The sequence below is a fragment of the Bradyrhizobium barranii subsp. apii genome (genome assembly GCF_011516635.5).
In the GTDB taxonomy this organism is placed as follows: domain Bacteria; phylum Pseudomonadota; class Alphaproteobacteria; order Rhizobiales; family Xanthobacteraceae; genus Bradyrhizobium; species Bradyrhizobium barranii.
The window spans coordinates 8029135-8045287 of record NZ_CP096255.1 but is presented as its reverse complement, the minus strand read 5'-3'; the positions used below and the strand labels follow the sequence as shown (position 1 = coordinate 8045287).

General features: G+C 63.7%; 19 protein-coding genes. 10 read left to right on the top strand and 9 right to left on the bottom strand.

Features of this window, described 5'->3' with window-relative positions:
* Positions 1-147 precede the first annotated feature (147 nt).
* A complete protein-coding gene (locus HAP41_RS38595; RefSeq protein WP_224580623.1) occupies positions 148-519 on the bottom strand; it encodes a hypothetical protein in 372 nt (123 codons plus the stop codon).
* 187 nt (positions 520-706) lie between these two features.
* Here HAP41_RS38595 and HAP41_RS38590 point away from each other — a divergent pair, with 187 nt between their 5' ends.
* Positions 707-1672: a GlxA family transcriptional regulator gene (locus HAP41_RS38590; RefSeq protein WP_166082167.1), complete on the top strand. Its 966-nt coding sequence runs from the start codon at positions 707-709 to the stop codon at positions 1670-1672.
* 10 nt (positions 1673-1682) lie between these two features.
* On the opposite strand, the gene HAP41_RS38585 is transcribed toward HAP41_RS38590, so the two are convergent.
* From HAP41_RS38585 to HAP41_RS38565, 5 genes are all read right to left on the bottom strand, one after another.
* A complete protein-coding gene (locus HAP41_RS38585) occupies positions 1683-2495 on the bottom strand; it encodes a class I SAM-dependent methyltransferase (RefSeq protein ID WP_166105533.1) in 813 nt (270 codons plus the stop codon).
* Between the two features lie 92 nt (positions 2496-2587).
* Positions 2588-3127, bottom strand: a complete 540-nt coding sequence (locus HAP41_RS38580) for a VOC family protein (RefSeq protein WP_166082168.1) — start codon at positions 3125-3127, stop codon at positions 2588-2590.
* Positions 3128-3158: 31 nt separating this feature from the next.
* Entirely contained in the window at positions 3159-4127 is a 969-nt protein-coding gene (locus tag HAP41_RS38575; protein ID WP_166082169.1) for a Bug family tripartite tricarboxylate transporter substrate binding protein, read from the bottom strand.
* A gap of 11 nt (positions 4128-4138) precedes the next feature.
* The gene (locus HAP41_RS38570; protein WP_224580624.1) at positions 4139-5008 is read right to left on the bottom strand and encodes an MBL fold metallo-hydrolase; all 870 of its coding nucleotides are present in this window, start codon (positions 5006-5008) and stop codon (positions 4139-4141) included.
* Between the two features lie 28 nt (positions 5009-5036).
* On the bottom strand, positions 5037-6248 hold the full coding sequence (locus HAP41_RS38565; protein ID WP_166082171.1) for an ABC transporter substrate-binding protein: 1212 nt from the start codon (positions 6246-6248) through the stop codon (positions 5037-5039).
* A 168-nt stretch (positions 6249-6416) separates the two neighbouring features.
* Between HAP41_RS38565 and HAP41_RS38560 the strand changes: the two genes are divergently transcribed.
* From HAP41_RS38560 to HAP41_RS38550, 3 genes are read left to right on the top strand one after another with little or no spacing between them, the layout of a single operon-like run.
* Positions 6417-7115 carry a TetR/AcrR family transcriptional regulator gene (locus HAP41_RS38560; protein WP_166082172.1) on the top strand — a complete coding sequence of 233 codons (699 nt, stop codon included), beginning with the start codon at positions 6417-6419 and terminating at the stop codon, positions 7113-7115.
* Positions 7093-7644, top strand: a complete 552-nt coding sequence (locus tag HAP41_RS38555) for a carboxymuconolactone decarboxylase family protein (protein WP_166082173.1) — start codon at positions 7093-7095, stop codon at positions 7642-7644. The genes HAP41_RS38560 and HAP41_RS38555 overlap by 23 nt, the downstream gene beginning before the upstream one ends.
* A 10-nt stretch (positions 7645-7654) precedes the next feature.
* On the top strand, positions 7655-8500 hold the full coding sequence (locus HAP41_RS38550; RefSeq protein WP_166082174.1) for an SDR family NAD(P)-dependent oxidoreductase: 846 nt from the start codon (positions 7655-7657) through the stop codon (positions 8498-8500).
* A 59-nt stretch (positions 8501-8559) separates the two neighbouring features.
* On the opposite strand, the gene HAP41_RS38545 is transcribed toward HAP41_RS38550, so the two are convergent.
* Positions 8560-8859, bottom strand: coding sequence for a hypothetical protein (locus HAP41_RS38545; RefSeq protein ID WP_166082175.1), 300 nt, complete (start codon positions 8857-8859; stop codon positions 8560-8562).
* An 807-nt stretch (positions 8860-9666) separates the two neighbouring features.
* Here HAP41_RS38545 and HAP41_RS38540 point away from each other — a divergent pair.
* The 6 genes from HAP41_RS38540 (at position 9667) to HAP41_RS38510 (ending at position 14467) form a co-directional block, all read left to right on the top strand.
* Positions 9667-10182: a hypothetical protein gene (locus tag HAP41_RS38540; protein WP_166082176.1), complete on the top strand. Its 516-nt coding sequence runs from the start codon at positions 9667-9669 to the stop codon at positions 10180-10182.
* 101 nt (positions 10183-10283) lie between these two features.
* Positions 10284-10868 carry a HutD/Ves family protein gene (locus tag HAP41_RS38535; protein ID WP_166082177.1) on the top strand — a complete coding sequence of 195 codons (585 nt, stop codon included), beginning with the start codon at positions 10284-10286 and terminating at the stop codon, positions 10866-10868.
* 126 nt (positions 10869-10994) lie between these two features.
* Positions 10995-12188: an adenylate/guanylate cyclase domain-containing protein gene (locus HAP41_RS38530; RefSeq protein WP_085403326.1), complete on the top strand. Its 1194-nt coding sequence runs from the start codon at positions 10995-10997 to the stop codon at positions 12186-12188.
* Positions 12189-12890: 702 nt separating this feature from the next.
* Positions 12891-13103 carry a hypothetical protein gene (locus tag HAP41_RS38525; RefSeq protein ID WP_063985337.1) on the top strand — a complete coding sequence of 71 codons (213 nt, stop codon included), beginning with the start codon at positions 12891-12893 and terminating at the stop codon, positions 13101-13103.
* 264 nt (positions 13104-13367) lie between these two features.
* Positions 13368-13580 (top strand): hypothetical protein, encoded by a 213-nt coding sequence (locus HAP41_RS38515; RefSeq protein ID WP_014497603.1) that lies wholly within the window; start codon positions 13368-13370, stop codon positions 13578-13580.
* A gap of 89 nt (positions 13581-13669) precedes the next feature.
* A complete protein-coding gene (locus HAP41_RS38510; protein ID WP_166082178.1) occupies positions 13670-14467 on the top strand; it encodes an adenylate/guanylate cyclase domain-containing protein in 798 nt (265 codons plus the stop codon).
* 53 nt (positions 14468-14520) lie between these two features.
* Here the strand turns inward: HAP41_RS38510 and HAP41_RS38505 are convergent, their stop codons facing one another.
* Complete coding sequence (locus HAP41_RS38505) at positions 14521-15279, bottom strand: amino acid ABC transporter ATP-binding protein (protein WP_166105535.1); 759 nt, start codon at positions 15277-15279, stop codon at positions 14521-14523.
* Between the two features lie 26 nt (positions 15280-15305).
* Positions 15306-16148, bottom strand: coding sequence for a transporter substrate-binding domain-containing protein (locus HAP41_RS38500; RefSeq protein ID WP_166082179.1), 843 nt, complete (start codon positions 16146-16148; stop codon positions 15306-15308).
* Positions 16149-16153: the final 5 nt, after the last annotated feature.

The window sequence follows — 16153 nt, the reverse complement described above, 5'->3', positions numbered from 1 at the left end:
TCCTCCATATTACGAGGTTTGCGCTCTTCATTTAGTCATGCTTCGCCGGCAGCGATTGCCGCACGTTGCATCGCCGCCGTGGAACGGCGGCGATGCGGGCCGGTTCGGAAGGTTGGTGGAAGCGTCGCGTGTCGATCTGACGCGTGGTCACTTGCCCTGGATGAGCATGCCCAGCGGCGCGAGCGGACCGACCTGCATCAGCTCGTAGGTGGCGAAGCCGTCGGTGACGAGCGGCAGTGCTTCCACGGTCGCCTTGGCCTGTTCGAGGGATTCGACGTTCATCAGGAAGACCACGCCTGGCTTGTCCTGGCGAAACCAGAACTGCTCGATCTTCCCGTCGAGATAGAGCTTGAGCGTGGCCGGCACTTCCCTCGGCATGATCTGCTGCCGCTGCTCGGGTGTCGGTGCCTTGCCGATGTTACCGATGGCGATGACTTTCATGTTGGCTCCTTTGGATTGCTGCTTGTCAGTGGACGGCATCGGATCCAGGACCTCCTGCAATGTTGGCAGAAGCGCCATTTTTAGATGCGTTTACGCCATCGTTTCCTCGAGCGCACATCTGGAATAGCTTTGTTTATTCAGATGATTGCCCTTATCTATCGATCGCGATGAAGGCCTTCGTTCCGGTTGCCGTTGCATCGCAAGCTAGGCTTGCTTCCGTTCGAACGGTATTGTCGTAAACGACAACTTTGAGAGCGTTTCCGCCATGCGCATTCAATTGCTCGCCCTGGAGGGATTTTGGGACACCGGGCTGACCGTGACGCTCGATGCGTTCACGATCGCCAACAATTTCGCAGCCGCTCAAACGGGCGGAGCGCCCCATTTCGATGTCTCAATTGTCGGCGTGCGGAAGAAGGTCCGATCCGGGCAGGGCTTCGCGATCCCCGTCAAATCGGTAACGTCCGATCTGAAGCCGGACTGGGTCATCGTGCCGGCGTTGAATACGAGCCGGCCGGAACAGCTGATTCCGGCGCTCGACCGGCGCGATGTCAGAGAGGCAGTGAAACAGCTCCAGTCCTGGTACGCCGAGGGCGCGCGCATCGCCGCGTCCTGCATCGGTACCTTCGTGCTGGCGGAGGCGGGGCTGCTCGATGGACGGGACGCGACCACCACGTGGTGGCTGTCACCCTTGTTTCGCCAACGCTACCCCAATGTTCGTCTCGATGAGACACGCATGCTGGTGACATCGGACCGCGTCGTCACGGCGGGCGCCGCGATGGGGCATCTCGATCTTGCGCTGTGGTTCATACGCCAGGCGAGCCCCGAGCTCGCGGCCGTCGTGTCGCGCTATCTGCTCGCCGACCTGCGCTCCCTGCAAGCGCCTTTCATTATTCCCAATCACCTCGCGCAGGCTGATCCGCTCATCCAGCGTTTCGAGCGCTGGGCGCGCGAACATCTCAAGCAAGGGTTTTCGCTGCAGGAGGCCGCCAGTGCGCTCGCGACGAGCGCACGCACCTTGCAGCGCCGGTGCGAGTCGGTGCTCGGTAAGTCTCCGCTCTCCTACTTTCAGGATCTGCGAGTCGAGCGCGCGCAGTCGCTGCTGCATGGCAGCGGTCTCGACGTCGATGCGATCGCCGCCGAGGTCGGCTATGAGGACGGCGCGACGCTCCGGACGCTCTTGCGGGAACGGCTCGGACGCGGCGTGCGCGAGCTTCGCGCAAACCTGCGCTGAGGGTCCGCACCTACGGCCGAGCCTCGATCACGATCGCCTGAATCTTGCCTTCGACCGCTCCGGACCCATGGCGCGATCGGAGCGCCTCGGCGACGAGGTCGGTCGCTGCCTGAAGCTTGCTGGCATCCCTGGCCTTGATCTCGTTGCGCAGCGGCGTACCCTGGCAGAGCGCGACCGCCACATATTCGGGCGTGGGCGCGCGGCTCACCGCAGGAAGCGTTTGGATCGAGATGTGGCGGAAGCCCGCTTGTTCCAGATCGGCTCTGATAATGGCCTTGTCGTGATAGCCATGCGGCGTCCGCACCATGAAACGGGGCGGATCATCGGGAAACATTTTTCCGAGCGCGGCGGTGGCGTCGTCAGCGAACACGTTTTCCTCGATGCGGTCCCAGACGTTGAATACGAACGTGCCTTCCGGTCGCAACACCCGCTTTGCCTCGGCAAAGCCTTTGACGCGGTCGGGAAAGAACATGACGCCGAACTGGCAGCAGACCGCGTCGAACGCGGCTTCGTCAAAGGGCAGGGCGGTGGCATCCGCCTGACGCCATGTCATGCGCGGGTCCTCACCCTGGCGCTGCGCCGCGATCGCGAGCATCGGCTCGTTGAGATCGGTTGCGACGTAACGGATGCCGGGAGGCAGCGCCGCGGTCACGGCCCGCGTAACGGCGCCGGTACCTGCCGCGGTTTCCAGTATCGTCGACGGGGAAAGAGCCGCGATACGCTTCGCGATGTCGGCGGCGTAGTGGGCAAAGATCAGCGGGACGAGATACTCGTCGTAGATTTTCGGAATCGAGCCGGCGAAAACCTTGTCAGTGTTGGACATGCTTGCCTCGCTGAAGGTTCGGACACGAGGTCTATAGCATGGTTTGCCGCCCACCGCGCCGGCAGCGAGATGAACCCCGCCTGCGACGGCCCTTACGATTTCGCTCCGCCGACCTCGCGGATCGGCCGCGTCCCGTCCCAGGTCATCGCCGCCTGCCGGACCTTCTCGAAGAACGGTCCCTTGGTGCCGCTGATGTCGGAGATCTCGATAATCGTGCCCGGGTGTGCCTGCGTGTCGAAATAGGCAAAGCGCCCCTTGTCGCCGCCGATCTGGCCCTCATGGCCTATCCGGTAGCCGAGCCCGATCGCCTTGTCGTAGAGCGCCTGGTAGTCATGGCTCCAGTAGGACATGTGCTGGAGGCCCTCGTGGCCGGCGTCGAGGAATTCCCTGTACAGCGAGGGCGCATCGTTGCGCTGCTGGATCAGCTCGATCTGGAGATCGCCGGAATTGGCGAGCGCAATGCTCATCTCGACCGCGGAGTCCTGGCCGCGATGGCGGAACCAGTCGGTCTTGACGCGGTCCATGTAGTACCAGGGGCCGACGCCCATCACCTCGATCCAGTGCTTCATCGCGGCGTGGATGTCCCGCACGACGTATCCGTTCTGGCGCACCGCGCCGAAAATGCGGCTCATGCCCGCGCTCCCTTCTGATCGCTCGCGATCGTCACTTGACCTCTATCCCTGCATCCTTGGCAACCTGCTTCCAGGCCGCGATGTCGCGGGCGTTGATGTCGCGCTGCTCGTCGCCCGGCACGTATTGCGGCGTGATGCCGAGCCCCAAAAGTTTCTCCTTCACCTCGGCATCGCCCAGCGCGTCCTTCAACGCCGCCGACAATTTCTGTGCGATCGGGGGAGCGAGGCCGGCGGGACCATACATCGCCCAGGACAGGCTGCGGTCGAACGGCACGCCCTGTTCCTTGTAGGTTGCGACGTCAGGCAGGCTCGGCGAACGCTCGCCGCAGGCGGCCAGCGCCTTGATAGAGCCGTCCTTCACCAGCGGCGTTGCGGTTGCCATGTCCAGCGTTGCAAGCGAGATGTGGCCGCCAAGCAAGTCGCCCGCGAGTTTGGCGATGCCGTTGAACGGCACGTGATCCATCTTGATGCCGGTCTGCTGCATCAGGATTTCCGCACAGAATTGTCCGGTCGAGCCGACGCCCCAGCTTCCGTACTGGATCGGCTCGCCCTTCTTGGAAAGCGCGATCAGGCTCTTGATGTCATTGGCGGGAAAATCCCTGGTCGCCACCAGCATGATCGAGGACGTCCCGATACGCCCGATCGTCGTAAAATCCTTGATCGAATCGTAGGGCAGTTTTGGATAGATCGCGGGCGCCAGCACATGCGTGGTCATGCCGCCGACGGTGATGGTGTAGCTGTCGTTCGGCGCCACCGCGACCATCTGCGTGCCGAGTGTGCCGGCAGCACCCGTGTGGTTCTCGATATAGACGCCCTGTCCCAGCGTCTTGCCCATCTTGTCGGCGAGCAAGCGGCCGATCACGTCGCCGCCGCCGCCGGCCGCATAGGGCAGAAGCATTTTGATCTTGTGGGTGGGGTAGGCGGCAGGATCCTCGGCGCGTGCCGGCAGCGCCGCCGACAGCAATGCGAGCAATGACAGCGTGACGGTGCGCAGCTTCATGATGGTTTCCCCTAATCCTCGAAACGAAATCTGTAGGCGTCGCCGTGCCGGATCACGCGACCCGCAGTCGGCGCCGGAAAATGGCCGGTGAGCAGATAGCTCGGCGTGTCCGCAAGTTCTTCCAGCAGCGCCATCCGTGTTGCGACCGCGGCGGCCGGATCGACGTCGGCGGCGTTCGACAGCCACGGCGCGGCGCACTGGATGGGATGGTGGATGACGTCGCCCGACATCACCGCATGATCGTGGCCGCCATTGAGGTGGATCTGCATGTTGCCGGCGGTATGGCCCGGTGCCGGCGCGAAGCGTAAGCCTGCGTCGCGATCGGCGAACAGGCGATGATCGGTCTCGACGAACTCGGCGAGGCCCGCCGCGACCACCGGCAGTACGGAATCCTCGAACGAGCCGTGGTTCACGGGGTTCTTCGGCGCCGCATTGTGCGCGGCTTCGAAGTGTCGATATTCGGCGCGTCCCATCAGATAGCGCGCGTTGGGGAAGGTCGGCACCCAGCGGCCGTCCACGAGGCGCGTGTTCCAGCCGACGTGGTCGACATGCAGATGCGTGCACATCACGAAGTCGACCTCTTCAGGGGCGACACCGAGCGCCCGCATGTTTGCGAGATAAGGCTGGTTGAGGTTGTTCCACGCCGGCACGCGCGGCCGCGGCTTGTGATTGCCGCAGCAGGTGTCGACGATGGCGGTCCAGCGCGGCGTGCGCACGAGATAGGAGTGGTGGCTGAGGATGAAGCGTCCGGTCTCCGGCTCGATATAGCGATGATCGAGCCAGCTCCGGTTCTCCGCGATCACCGCGTCGGTGACGTTGGCGAACAGCCAGGTCTTGTCGAAGGCGAGCGAAGGGATCTCGCTGACGAGATCGATCCGCATGCTGCCGATCCTGACCTGCCGCATGGGCTCAGTTCTTCAGGAGATCGCCGAACGGCACCCAGCGCGTGCCGTCGAAGCGGATGAGCTGGAGGCTCGTCATCGGCGTGTAGTGCTCGGGCGAATTGTTCACCGCGGTGCCGTTGATCAGCATCGGCAGCTTTACGTTCTTGAGCGTCGTGGCCTGCTTCATCACATTGGCACGGGTGAGGTCGTTTCCGGACGCCTTCAGCACCGTCACCAGCGTCTGCGCGATGGTGTAACCGTAGACATTGAGCCAGTCGCTCTTGTTGGCGTCGGGCAGGTACTTGTCCATGAACGCCAGCCATTCCTTATAGCCCGCGTCGTCCTTCGAGGCCGGGTCGGTCGCATCCTTCAGATACTGGCTGGAGATGACGCCGGTGGAATTGTCCTTGCCGGCCGGCTCCAGCACGCCGCTGATCGAGGCCGAGACGTTGGAGATGATGGTCGTGGGCTTCCACCCGATCTCGCCGATCTTGCGGATCGCCTGCGCCGCAAATTTCGGCGTTGCCGCTACCAGCACCACGTCAGCGCCGGCGGTCTTCAGTTGCAGGATCTGCGTGTCGACGGTCGGTGCCGAGGTCTCGTAGGCGGCGCGCGCGACAATGGCTTCGCCGCTGCCGAGCCCTTCCTCCAGCGCCTTCAGATAATCCTTGCCGAGATCGTCGTTCTGGTAGAGCACGCCGATCTTCGCATTGGCGTGGCTCGCCTTAATATATTTGGCGTAGGCGATCGCCTCGTCGCGATAGGTCGGCTGCCAGCCGACGGTCCACGGAAAGCTCTTGGGATCGTCCCACTTCGCGGCGCCCGAACCCAGGAAGAGCTGCGGCACCTTGCGGTCGTTGAGATATTTGTGCACGGCGCTGTTGGTCGGCGTGCCGACACCGCCGAAGATCAGCAGCACTTCCTCGCTCTCGACCAGCCGCCGGGTCTGCTCCACCGTCTTCGGCGGGCTGTAGGCATCGTCCGCGATGATCATCTGGATGCGCCGGCCGTTGACGCCGCCGTCGTCGTTCACCTTGCGGAAATAGGCCTCCGCCGATTTCGCGATCTGCGCGAAGGCGGACACTGGGCCGCTCAGCGGCGCGGTGGTGCCGATCTTGATGGTCTTGTCGTCGGCGCCGGGATCGTATTTCGCGCTTTGGGCCTGAACGGCACTGGCTGCGAGCAGCGGCAACAGGATGCTGGCCGCACGAAGGCGAAGGCGGGCAAAGCGCGCCATGAGGTCGTCTCCCCAAAATTGCTCTCCGCCTCTCATTGGAGCGGAGTTGAAACGCGAGAACAGCGCCCGAAGCGGACTTGCGGGGCCGCGACCGCTGCCGCCAGATTGGCGAAACGAACGATCGTTCGTACGGTTGACTAGCGAACGATCGTTCGTTAGTCAAGCCACATGGCTGTCCACACCTCCAGCGCGGCGGAAGCGGCTGCGCCCACGACCCGCGAGCGCATCCTCTCCGAAGCGCTCAATCTGTTCGCGCAGAGCGGCTATGGCGGCGCCTCGATGCGCGAGCTCGCGCGCCGTGTCGGCATTCGCGAAAGCAGCCTCTACAACCATTTCTCCGGCAAGGCCGCGATCCTGGAAGCGATCGTGGCCGAGCACGGCCCGGCCAGTTCGGCGAGCCGATTGGAAGAGCCGCGCTACAGGCAGCTGGCGCGCCAGCCCGCTGCGTTTTGCCGCCAGTTCGCGCTTGATCTCGTCGAGCAATGGTCTGATCCGCGGGAGCATCAGTTCCAGAAAGTAATCACCGCCGAGCGTAACCGCGTGCCCGGCATCCGCGCCAAATTCGCCGACCATTTTTACGCGCGCGAGCAGAGCATGATGACGGATTACTTTCGCGGTTTTGCGCTCGCCGGCCTGGTCTCGACACCCGATCCGCGCGAGACCGCGCGGCTGTTCGCGGCCGGCCTGATCTACATCCGCCTCGAGCATTACGTGATGGGCGCAGCACCTTCGCCGCGGCCGAAGGTGATCGAGGCGATCGACCGCTATCTCGCCTTTTTCCTGTCGCTGATCGCGGCAGGCAATGGCGAAGACAACAAGAAACGAAAACCCAAGGGAGAAACGCGTGGCAAGGCTGCCCCTGATTGATCCGGAGACGACGAGCGGCGATATCCGCGCCTCGTTCGACCGCATGCCGGTCAAGCTCAACATCTTCCGCATGATGGCCCATGCCGAGGCCAACATGATCCCGGCGATGCGGCTCGGCAATTCGATCCTGCACAAGCAGAAGCTCTCAGCCGTCAACCGCGAGCTTTTGATCTTGCAGGCCGCCCAGTTAGAGGGCGGCGCCTATGAATGGCGCCAGCATGTTCCGATCGCGCTCGGCATCGGCTGCACGCAAGGCCAGATCGATGCGGTCGAACGCACCGAATACGACTCTGCCGCATTGAGCGACGCGGAGCGAGCCTTGCTGAAATTCGGCCGCGAAATCGTGGAGAACGTCCGCGTGCCCGAGGCGACCTTCGCTGCCGCGCGAAAACACTTCAGCGATCAGGAGATCGTCGAATCCATCGTTGCGCTCGGCTTCTATATGATGATGGCGCGCCTGACCGAGGCAACCGAAACCGATCTCGATCCCGCGGCCGGCATGAAGGTCTATGACGGCGGCAAGAAGTAGGGCGGCTGAGATGGCGGAAATCGATAGCAAGCCGGAGCGTTACGTCCGTCCACCAAGCGCGGAGTCATTGGGCGAAGCGCCGGGCAGGGGACGCCTGAAGGGACGCCGTATCCTGATCGTCGGCGGCGGCCAGCGCGTGTTCGACGCCGCCACCGATCCAATCGGCAATGGCCGCGCCATGAGCATTTTGTGCGCACGTGAGGGCGCGAAGGTGGCGGTGGCAGATCTCAACCGGACGTCCGCACAACAGACCGTCAAGCACATCACCGACGAAGGCGGCGAGGGCTTTGCCATCACTGCCGACGTCACGTCGGAGCCTGACGTCCAGCGCATGATCGAGGAGGCGCATCGCGCGATGGGCGGCCTTGACGGCATGGTGCTGAACATCGGCACTTTCGGCAAGACGGGGCTCGATGCCGTCAGCCCCGAGGAGTGGAACAGGATCTACGACGTCAACGTTCGCGGTCCCATGCTCTGTTGCCGCGCAGCGATGCCGAAATTCGACAATGGCGGCGCCATCGTCTTCATCTCCTCGATCGCCGCGCTGAAAGCGGGATCGCAGATGGCGGCGTATGATTCTTCAAAAGCCGCGCTCGGCGGCCTGATGCGCAACATCGCCCATCTCGGATCGCGCCGCGGCATCCGCGCCAATCTCGTCTATCCCGGCCTCGTCGACACCCCCAACAGCCGCGAAGCCGGCGCCGGCCGCCCCAGCCGCGGCAAGGGCCACGTCCCCTTCGGCCGGCAGGCCACCGCATGGGAAATTGCCTACGCCGTGTTGTTCTTCCTGTCGGACGAAAGCGTCTATGTCACCGCACAGACGCTCGCGGTCGATAGCGGCCTGAGCGGGATGTAAAGCGCCAGCACAATCCGGCGGCGCGGAATTCGATGCCCCGACGAAGCCGAGGTCTCTCTTTATTGCGGCGTCACCGCAGTCGTCGGAGTTTGCGATTCGCTCATCTGCTCAAGTGCCTCCAGGAGCGCCTCGCAGGCCTTCTCGGCCTCGGCGAAGGTACTGAAGGGGGAGCCGCCAAGCTTGATTGCGGACTTGTTTTCTTCAACGGGGCGCCATGAGGCAACCAGGCCCGGCTTTCCGTGAAGGCCAGGACCGGTGCGGCTTTCGTTACTGATCACAAACGAAAATCCGCTGCTGCACGCCATCCAGATTTCAAGTTCATGCACCGGAGTCTCGACGCGCGTAAAGTGCAGGGTCATGTCTCTCTCCAGAGTTTGCTCCGCAGAATGGGCCACGGGCCCAAGCCGTCAGTGCCTACCTGTGCGAATCCCGGATAGCCGCAAGGTCCGAGGTCTCTGATCCCTCGTCTCTCCATGCCGTCAAATCGCCCGGGAGCAGAATGGGATCGCTCTCAACCCGCCTGTTGCGGCTGACCCCTAAGCCAATGAGCCCGCCCAATACCAACGCGGAGCCTGCAATGATCAACCAGTACGGCAAGTCCAACACGGGCATTGCAATTCTCCCACTGAGAGGAGCGCGTTACGCAATTGCCTGGCCGAAGCGCGAGCGGGTTACCTTTGGATAAGTGTCTGTATTATGCGGCGCTTCAAGCTTCGTGCAAGGTACCCAAAAGGGGTAGATTTCTGACCTAAATTGCCGCCGGCGGGGGCAAGGGGAAGCGATCCGTCCCCCCAAATCTCGTCAAATCCGTCACCGAGAAGATAGGCAAGTTCGACAGCAAGGCTTTTGGTGCGGCCATGAAGGCTGACGGCCGACAATGCCCCTGACAAAGAGTGAGGCGCGCGAAGCCCGATGGAGCGAAGCGTCATCCGGGAGCACAGCCTCATCGCGCGAGCTGCCCCGGCATTGCGTTGCGCTTCATCCGGGCTACGAACTGAGGCGCGAGCGCCGCACAATCGCGCGACGGGATGAAACTGCCGGGCAATTTTTGCAGCGTCGTGCGAATTCAACGCGCTACGGCAAGGAAGGCCGACGGAAATCAACTGCGCCTTCGCGGGCACAAAAATTGCTGAATGTTTCCGCGCAATGATCACAGGAATGAAGCCGTGACCAACGTCAGCTACACCGTCCCGCCGAACTGGACCGCAGGCTCCGACAAGACAGGCGCGAGCAAGAACAAGAATCCGAACGATCCGAACATGCTGACGACGGGCGCCTATGGCAGCGCGTTCGAGCTGTTGCTCGACAATCGAACCAACAGCGACGGCACCACCACGGAGACGCTGACCTACAAGAGCTACAGCGGCAAGACCAACGGCAGCTTCTCCGCTACGACCGAGACGGGAGCCGATCTCACCGGCGCCTACCAGGCGCTGCTCGCCACGCTTCGGGCCAATGGCGAGATGGACGACAAGACCGCCGCGCAGCTCGACGACGCCATGGGCAAGCTCGATACTCAATCCGAGAGCGGCGCCAAGGATGCCGAAGTGTCCGGCGGCGGCCTGCTGGTGCAGTCCGGCGGCCCGGTCTATTTCAACGGCATCTCGGCCTATCAGAACCAGTTCGTGGATTCGCTCGTCAACGAGTTGAGCACCAGGCTGAACCTCGACGCCAAGGCGTGACGGCAGTTCATCGCTGGTGAAACCGGTTGGCAAAGCCGGCCCAACCCGCGCATGATGCGCGGGCGATCTCGGCCACATGCTTTCCCGGATAAGTTCAAGACATGAAAACCACGCTGCTGAAGTCCGAAGACTACACCCGTTCGCCCTGGAAGAACGGTGGCGGCATCTTCACCGATATCGCGGATGCCCATCGCGCCGACGCGCCGGCGAAGGATTGGGACAGCCTGCTCTGGCGCTTTGCCTCCACGCCGATCGTGGCGCCGGCGCCCTTCTCCTACATGCCCGGCATCGACCGCCTGCAGATGGTCGTCGGCGGACGCGGGCTGGTGCTGAAGTCGCCCACGCAGGACTTCGACGAGCGTGAACCTTTTACGACGGTGCGCTTCACCGGCGAGATGGAGGTCGTGACCGCGCTCGAGGCGGGTCCGGTCGAGGTCGTCAACCTGATGGCCCGGCGCGGCGCGGCGGAGATCGAGCTGCTGGCACTCAGGGAACCCGGCGATCGGCCTTTGTCCGCCGGCACGCACCTGGTTTACGCGGTTTCCGGCGAATGCAGCATTCGTCTCAATAGCGAGGATATTGTCATTCCCGACGGCAGCACGCTGAAGGTCGAGCTGACCGAGGCGTCCAGATTGGGACTCGTCTCAGGGCTGGCGGTACTGGGCTCGATTCAGCTCGTCGGCTAGATGGCAACCGCCCGGCGGATGCGCACAATCCATGCACATGGCTAGGTTGACGCCGCGGCGCCGGAACACGATATCTGCCCCGACAATGCCGACCGCCGCGCAAGGCACGATATGAACAGGCAGGGTATGACCGCGCCAGACCAAAATCGCCCCACCACGCTGTCCGACGGCGTCGTCGACTGGCTGACCAACGGCACGAGCGACGAGCGCTTCATCGACAACATCTTTGCCGAGATGTGCATCCGCCTCCAGCAGGCGGGCATTCCGCTCAAGCGGTCGACGATGCACGTCCGGATCCAGCATCCGCAATGGCTCGGCGCCGCCTTCATGTGGTTGGATGGCATGCGCGAGGCGAAGATCTCGCGGGTCGACTTCGATGTGCTCGAGCGATCCGAGTTCATCGGCAGCCCTGTCAGCGAAATGCTGGACGGTGCGAGCGAACTCCGCGAGAACCTCGAAGGCGATCCGTCGCTCGGCCGCAGGCACGCGGTCTATGACGAGATGCGCGCGAAAGGTCTGACCGACTACGTCGCCTGGCCGCTCCACCACACACTCGGCAAGCGCCATCTCGTCACCTTCGCGACCGATCGCCCCGGCGGCTTCGACGACGCGCATCTAGTTGCGCTCAAGAACGTGCTGCCGGTGCTGGCGCTGGTCAGCGAGATCCGCGTCAAGAACCGCCTGGCGCGAACGCTGCTCGAGACCTATGTCGGCTCCCATGCCGGCGAGCTCATCCTGGCCGGGGCCACGCGGCGCGGCACCGGCACGACGGTGCGTGCCGCGATCATGATCTGCGACCTCCGTGACTTCACGAAGATCTCGGACAACTGGCCGCGCGACGACGTCATCGATCTCCTCAACGACTATTTCGACGCGATGTCGGAGCCGATCGCGCGGCACGGCGGCGAAATCCTGAAATTCATCGGCGACGGCCTGCTCGCCATTTTCCCGCTCAGCGGGCCCGGCGCCTGCGCAAACCTGCTGCGCGCCGTGACTGAAGCCCGGCAGGCTATGGCCGCGCTGAACGAACGGAACAACGGGACCGGCCGCGCGCCGCTGAACTACGGCATCGGCGTCCACGTCGGCGACGTCATGTACGGCAATATCGGATCGTCCAGCCGGCTCGACTTCACCGTCATCGGTCCCGCCGTCAACATGGCCTCCCGTCTCGAAGCCTTGACAAAGCAGCTGGGACGACCGGTGCTGCTCTCGCGCGCCTTCGCCGAACTGGTCGAGCGGGAGTTCGAGCTCGAGCATGTCGGCAAATACGAGGTGCGCGGCTTCAGCGATCCGATCGAGCTGTTTGCGTTTCACGGCTGAGGCGGGATGCTCGCCGCAGCCGGCCCGTTGAAATCTCGCTGACGTAGGATTGCGGATGACCCGCGCGCCGCCGATTGCGGCATGGCGGAGAAATCCAGATCCTCATCGGCCACGGCCAGCTGGCCATCGTCCCGCACACCCCGGCATCTCCGAACGACGGTCGCTATCGCCGCCCGTCATGGCCTCGATGTGCCGTGATTGACGGTGCATGCGTGCGTCGCCGTGACGTCGATCCAGTTCCGGAATCGGGCGATCGCGCAAACGCGCAGTCGTCGGGGTGCGTCCCCTGCGCGCGACGGAAGTCGTGCTTATGGGCAATATCGGACGCGTTGTTGAAAGATATGTTCGCGCAGGACGCCTAGGTTGGCTTCACTGGCGGCGTTGCGATTGGTGCCGCAAGATTTGGTCGAGGACAGTCGGTGCGGCTGCCTCGATGCAACAGAAAAGGTGATCGACACATCGGACGCGACCACAAGAGGAGACGACAATGCCAAACTGTTCCCAAGTTTCTGGAAGTCGAACCGCTCGCTGTGCCGCGTGCGACGGCAAGTTTGGCCTGGTCCGCTACTACTCTTGGCGAAAGCCCCTTTGCTCGAAAAAGTGCGTCGAACGTTTGGCGACGCGCCGGCAGGGTGAGCGCGACTGGTTCGGTCGATTTCCGTCGGTTGTCGACATGTTTTCAGAAAACCGCGCGAGGCGCCTATGACCATGCAGATGTCACGACGAGGAAAGGAATATCTCGAGACGGCGCAGAGCCTGCTGCGCGCGGCCCGGACCATGACGGACATCGTGGTCGCGACCCGTCTCGAGATGCTGGCCAATGACTATCAGCGGCGCGCCGAAAAGGCATCAAGCGTCGATGCGGCGAGGTCATCGGCGCGTTCGGCCGGCACGCGATACGAATCGTACCCGTGATTGCGGGTTGCGCGGTGAGCCGGTCGCCCAACCAGGGGCGTCTGGTCAGTTTCCTCTTGCCACCCCGTGGAGCCGATATGGGCGAAGTTGTTCGACTGGTCACAAGAGCCGAGCGCGAGCGTGCGCGGCTGATCCGCGAAGCGCGCGCTAACTATGACGCCGTGTTTCCGCGGGCCGATCCCGACGGCGAGCGGCCCGTCGAGCCGCGGTCGACCACTCGGGCGGCGACGCAGAGCCCGAGTACGTCGAAGGAGCTCTCGTGACATGATCAAGATCATTGCCGTGCTCTGCAGCCTCTCGTCGCCGACAGATTGCCACGAGCAGATCGTCACGACCTCGGATTTCGCTGACGTGACGATGCAGTCCTGTCTGATGGGAGCGCCGCAGCTTGCCGAATGGATGGCGCAGCATCCGGCCGAACGTCTCGCGGCGTGGCGCTGCTCGATCGGCAAGCAGGAGGCTCGCAGAGGCGCGTAGGGTGCGAGGAGCCCTGTTGCCAATGCAGGAATGTGCGAATACGTTGGTCGCAGGTCCGCCCAAACGTTCCTTCGACTGGCCGCGCGTTCATGCCAAAATTCCTTCGCATCGGAGTCCATCAGTCGAACGTATCGGGATACACGTCGAAGGCGTGGTGTGTCAGGCGCGTCGGCTCGGCGGTTTTCCTGAAGTGGGGCGGCGTGGAGGTCCAAGGCACCGGTGCCGGGCGCAAGGTCTACTGGACGCGCTCGCCGCAGGAGAAGACAGTTCGGTGCGGCACGGCGCAGCGTGCCCAGGATTACGCAAAGGCCGCGATCGCGCGGCGCCGCAGCCATCGCTATGAGCCGCTGGCCGGAGCTATCGCGCTCCGGCGCCGCCCGGCCGAGCGCGGCACCGATCTCAAGCGGGCGCTCGCCACCATCCTGATCGTCGATATCGTCGGCTCCACCGCCAAGGCCGCGAAGCTCGGCGATGCGCGCTGGACCAAGGTGATGGGCCATTATTACGCGGCCGTCCGCAAGGAGCTGAAGAGCTCGCGCGGAAAGGAAGTCGCGACGACGGGCGACGGCGTGCTGGCGACGTTCAAGGCGCCGGCGGCCGGGATCAGTTGCGCGACCGCAATCCAGAAGGCGGTGCGCACGCTGGGGCTCGAGATCAGGGTCGGCCTGCACGCGGGCGAGTACACGGTCAGCGGCGGCGAAATGGTCGGTCTCGCCTTCCACATCGGCACCCGCGTCGCCGCGAAAGCGCGGGCCGGCGAAGTCTTGGTCTCGAGCGCGGTCAAGGATTTGCTGAAGGCACAATCGACCATCAGCTTCAGGGATCACGGCATGCACCAGCTCAAGGGTGTGCCGGAGCGGTGGAGGTTGTATCGGGTGGAGGAGTGAGGGGGCCGGCAAGGGTGGACACCGGACCGCCTTCGCGCCGCGCCGGCACGGCTTCAATGATGCGGCAGAATCTCGCCGAGGAATTTTTTCGTGCGCTCGTGCTGCGGGGCCCTGAAGAAGACTTCCGGCTCCGCCTCCTCGACGATCCGTCCCTCCGCCATGAAGATCACGCGGTCGGCGACCTGCCGGGCGAAGCCCATTTCATGGGTGACGCAGATCATGGTCATGCCGTCGGTCGCAAGCCCGATCATGGTGTCGAGCACCTCCTTGACCATTTCCGGGTCGAGCGCCGAGGTCGGCTCGTCGAACAGCATCACCTTCGGCTCCATGCAGAGCGCCCGCGCGATCGCCGCGCGCTGCTGCTGACCGCCGGACAATTGCGCCGGGTATTTATCCGCCTGGTTGAGGATCTTGACACGGTCGAGCAGCCGCCGCGCGGTCTCCTCGGCCGCCAGGCGCGGAATGCCGCGAGAGCGGATCGGCGCAAGCGTGCAGTTCTCCAGCACCGTCATGTGCGGGAACAGGTTGAATTGCTGGAACACCATGCCGACCTCGCGGCGCACCGCGTCGATGGCCTTGCCTTGGCTGCCGAGATGCACGCCGTCGACGACGATCTCGCCCTTCTGGTAGTTCTCGAGCGCGTTGATGCAGCGGATCAGGGTGGATTTGCCCGATCCGGAAGGCCCGCACAGGACGATCTTCTCGCTTGCACGGACCGCCAGGTTGATGTCGGTCAGCACCTGGTAGGTGCTGTACCATTTGTTGACACCACGCATCGCGATCATCGTGTCCGCCGTGGCTGTGACCGGCATGGCTGTGACCGACATGGCACTCTCCCTCAGCTGACGGTGAAGGGGATGCCGGGAATGCTGTCGGGGAAGGCCGGCAGCGGGTTGTTCATCCACTTCGGATAGATCCTGGCCCATTCGCCGCTGGCGATGATCTTGTCGATGAAGCCGTTGACGAAGGCGTTGATCTCCTTCTCGCCGAGCCGCGTGCAGGCGCCGTTATAGAGTTTGGTGAATTCGAGCTTGTTCTCGTAAGCGCCGGGTTTGGATTCGTTGAGGCGCGGAACGTAGAAGATGTTGCCGCCCACCGCCTGCACCTGCCCGGACAGCAGCGCCTGCATGGTCGGCGCATCGCCGTCGAAGCGGCGGATGGTGGTGCCGGGAGGCGCCGCCTTGGTCACGTCGGTGTCCTGCACACTGCCGCGCGCGACACCGATGACATATTTGCCCATGTCGGCCGGCGATTTGATCTCCATCTCCTTCGGCGCGATGAAGGTGATGATGTTGGCACCATAGGGCTTTGAGAATTGCACCGCCTTGGCGCGCTCCGGCAGCATCGCCATGGTCGCGAACAGGATGTCGACGCGCCCCGACGTCAGCGCCGGGATGCGATTGGCGACGGCCAGCGGCATGAATTCGGCGGCTACGCCGAGCTCTTTTGCAAACAGCTCGGAGAGATCGGCATCGAGGCCCTCCTGCTTGCCCGTGGAATTGACGAACCCCAAGGGCGGATTGTCGCCCTGGATGCCGATCAGCACCTTGCCCCGCGCCTTGATCTCCGAAGGCGTCACCGCGTAGGCGGCGCGCGACAGCACGAACGGCGAGGCGATCGCACCGGCGCCGAGCGCCAGCATGTGGCGGCGATTGAACCGGGTTGTCATGCTCTTGGTCATCATTC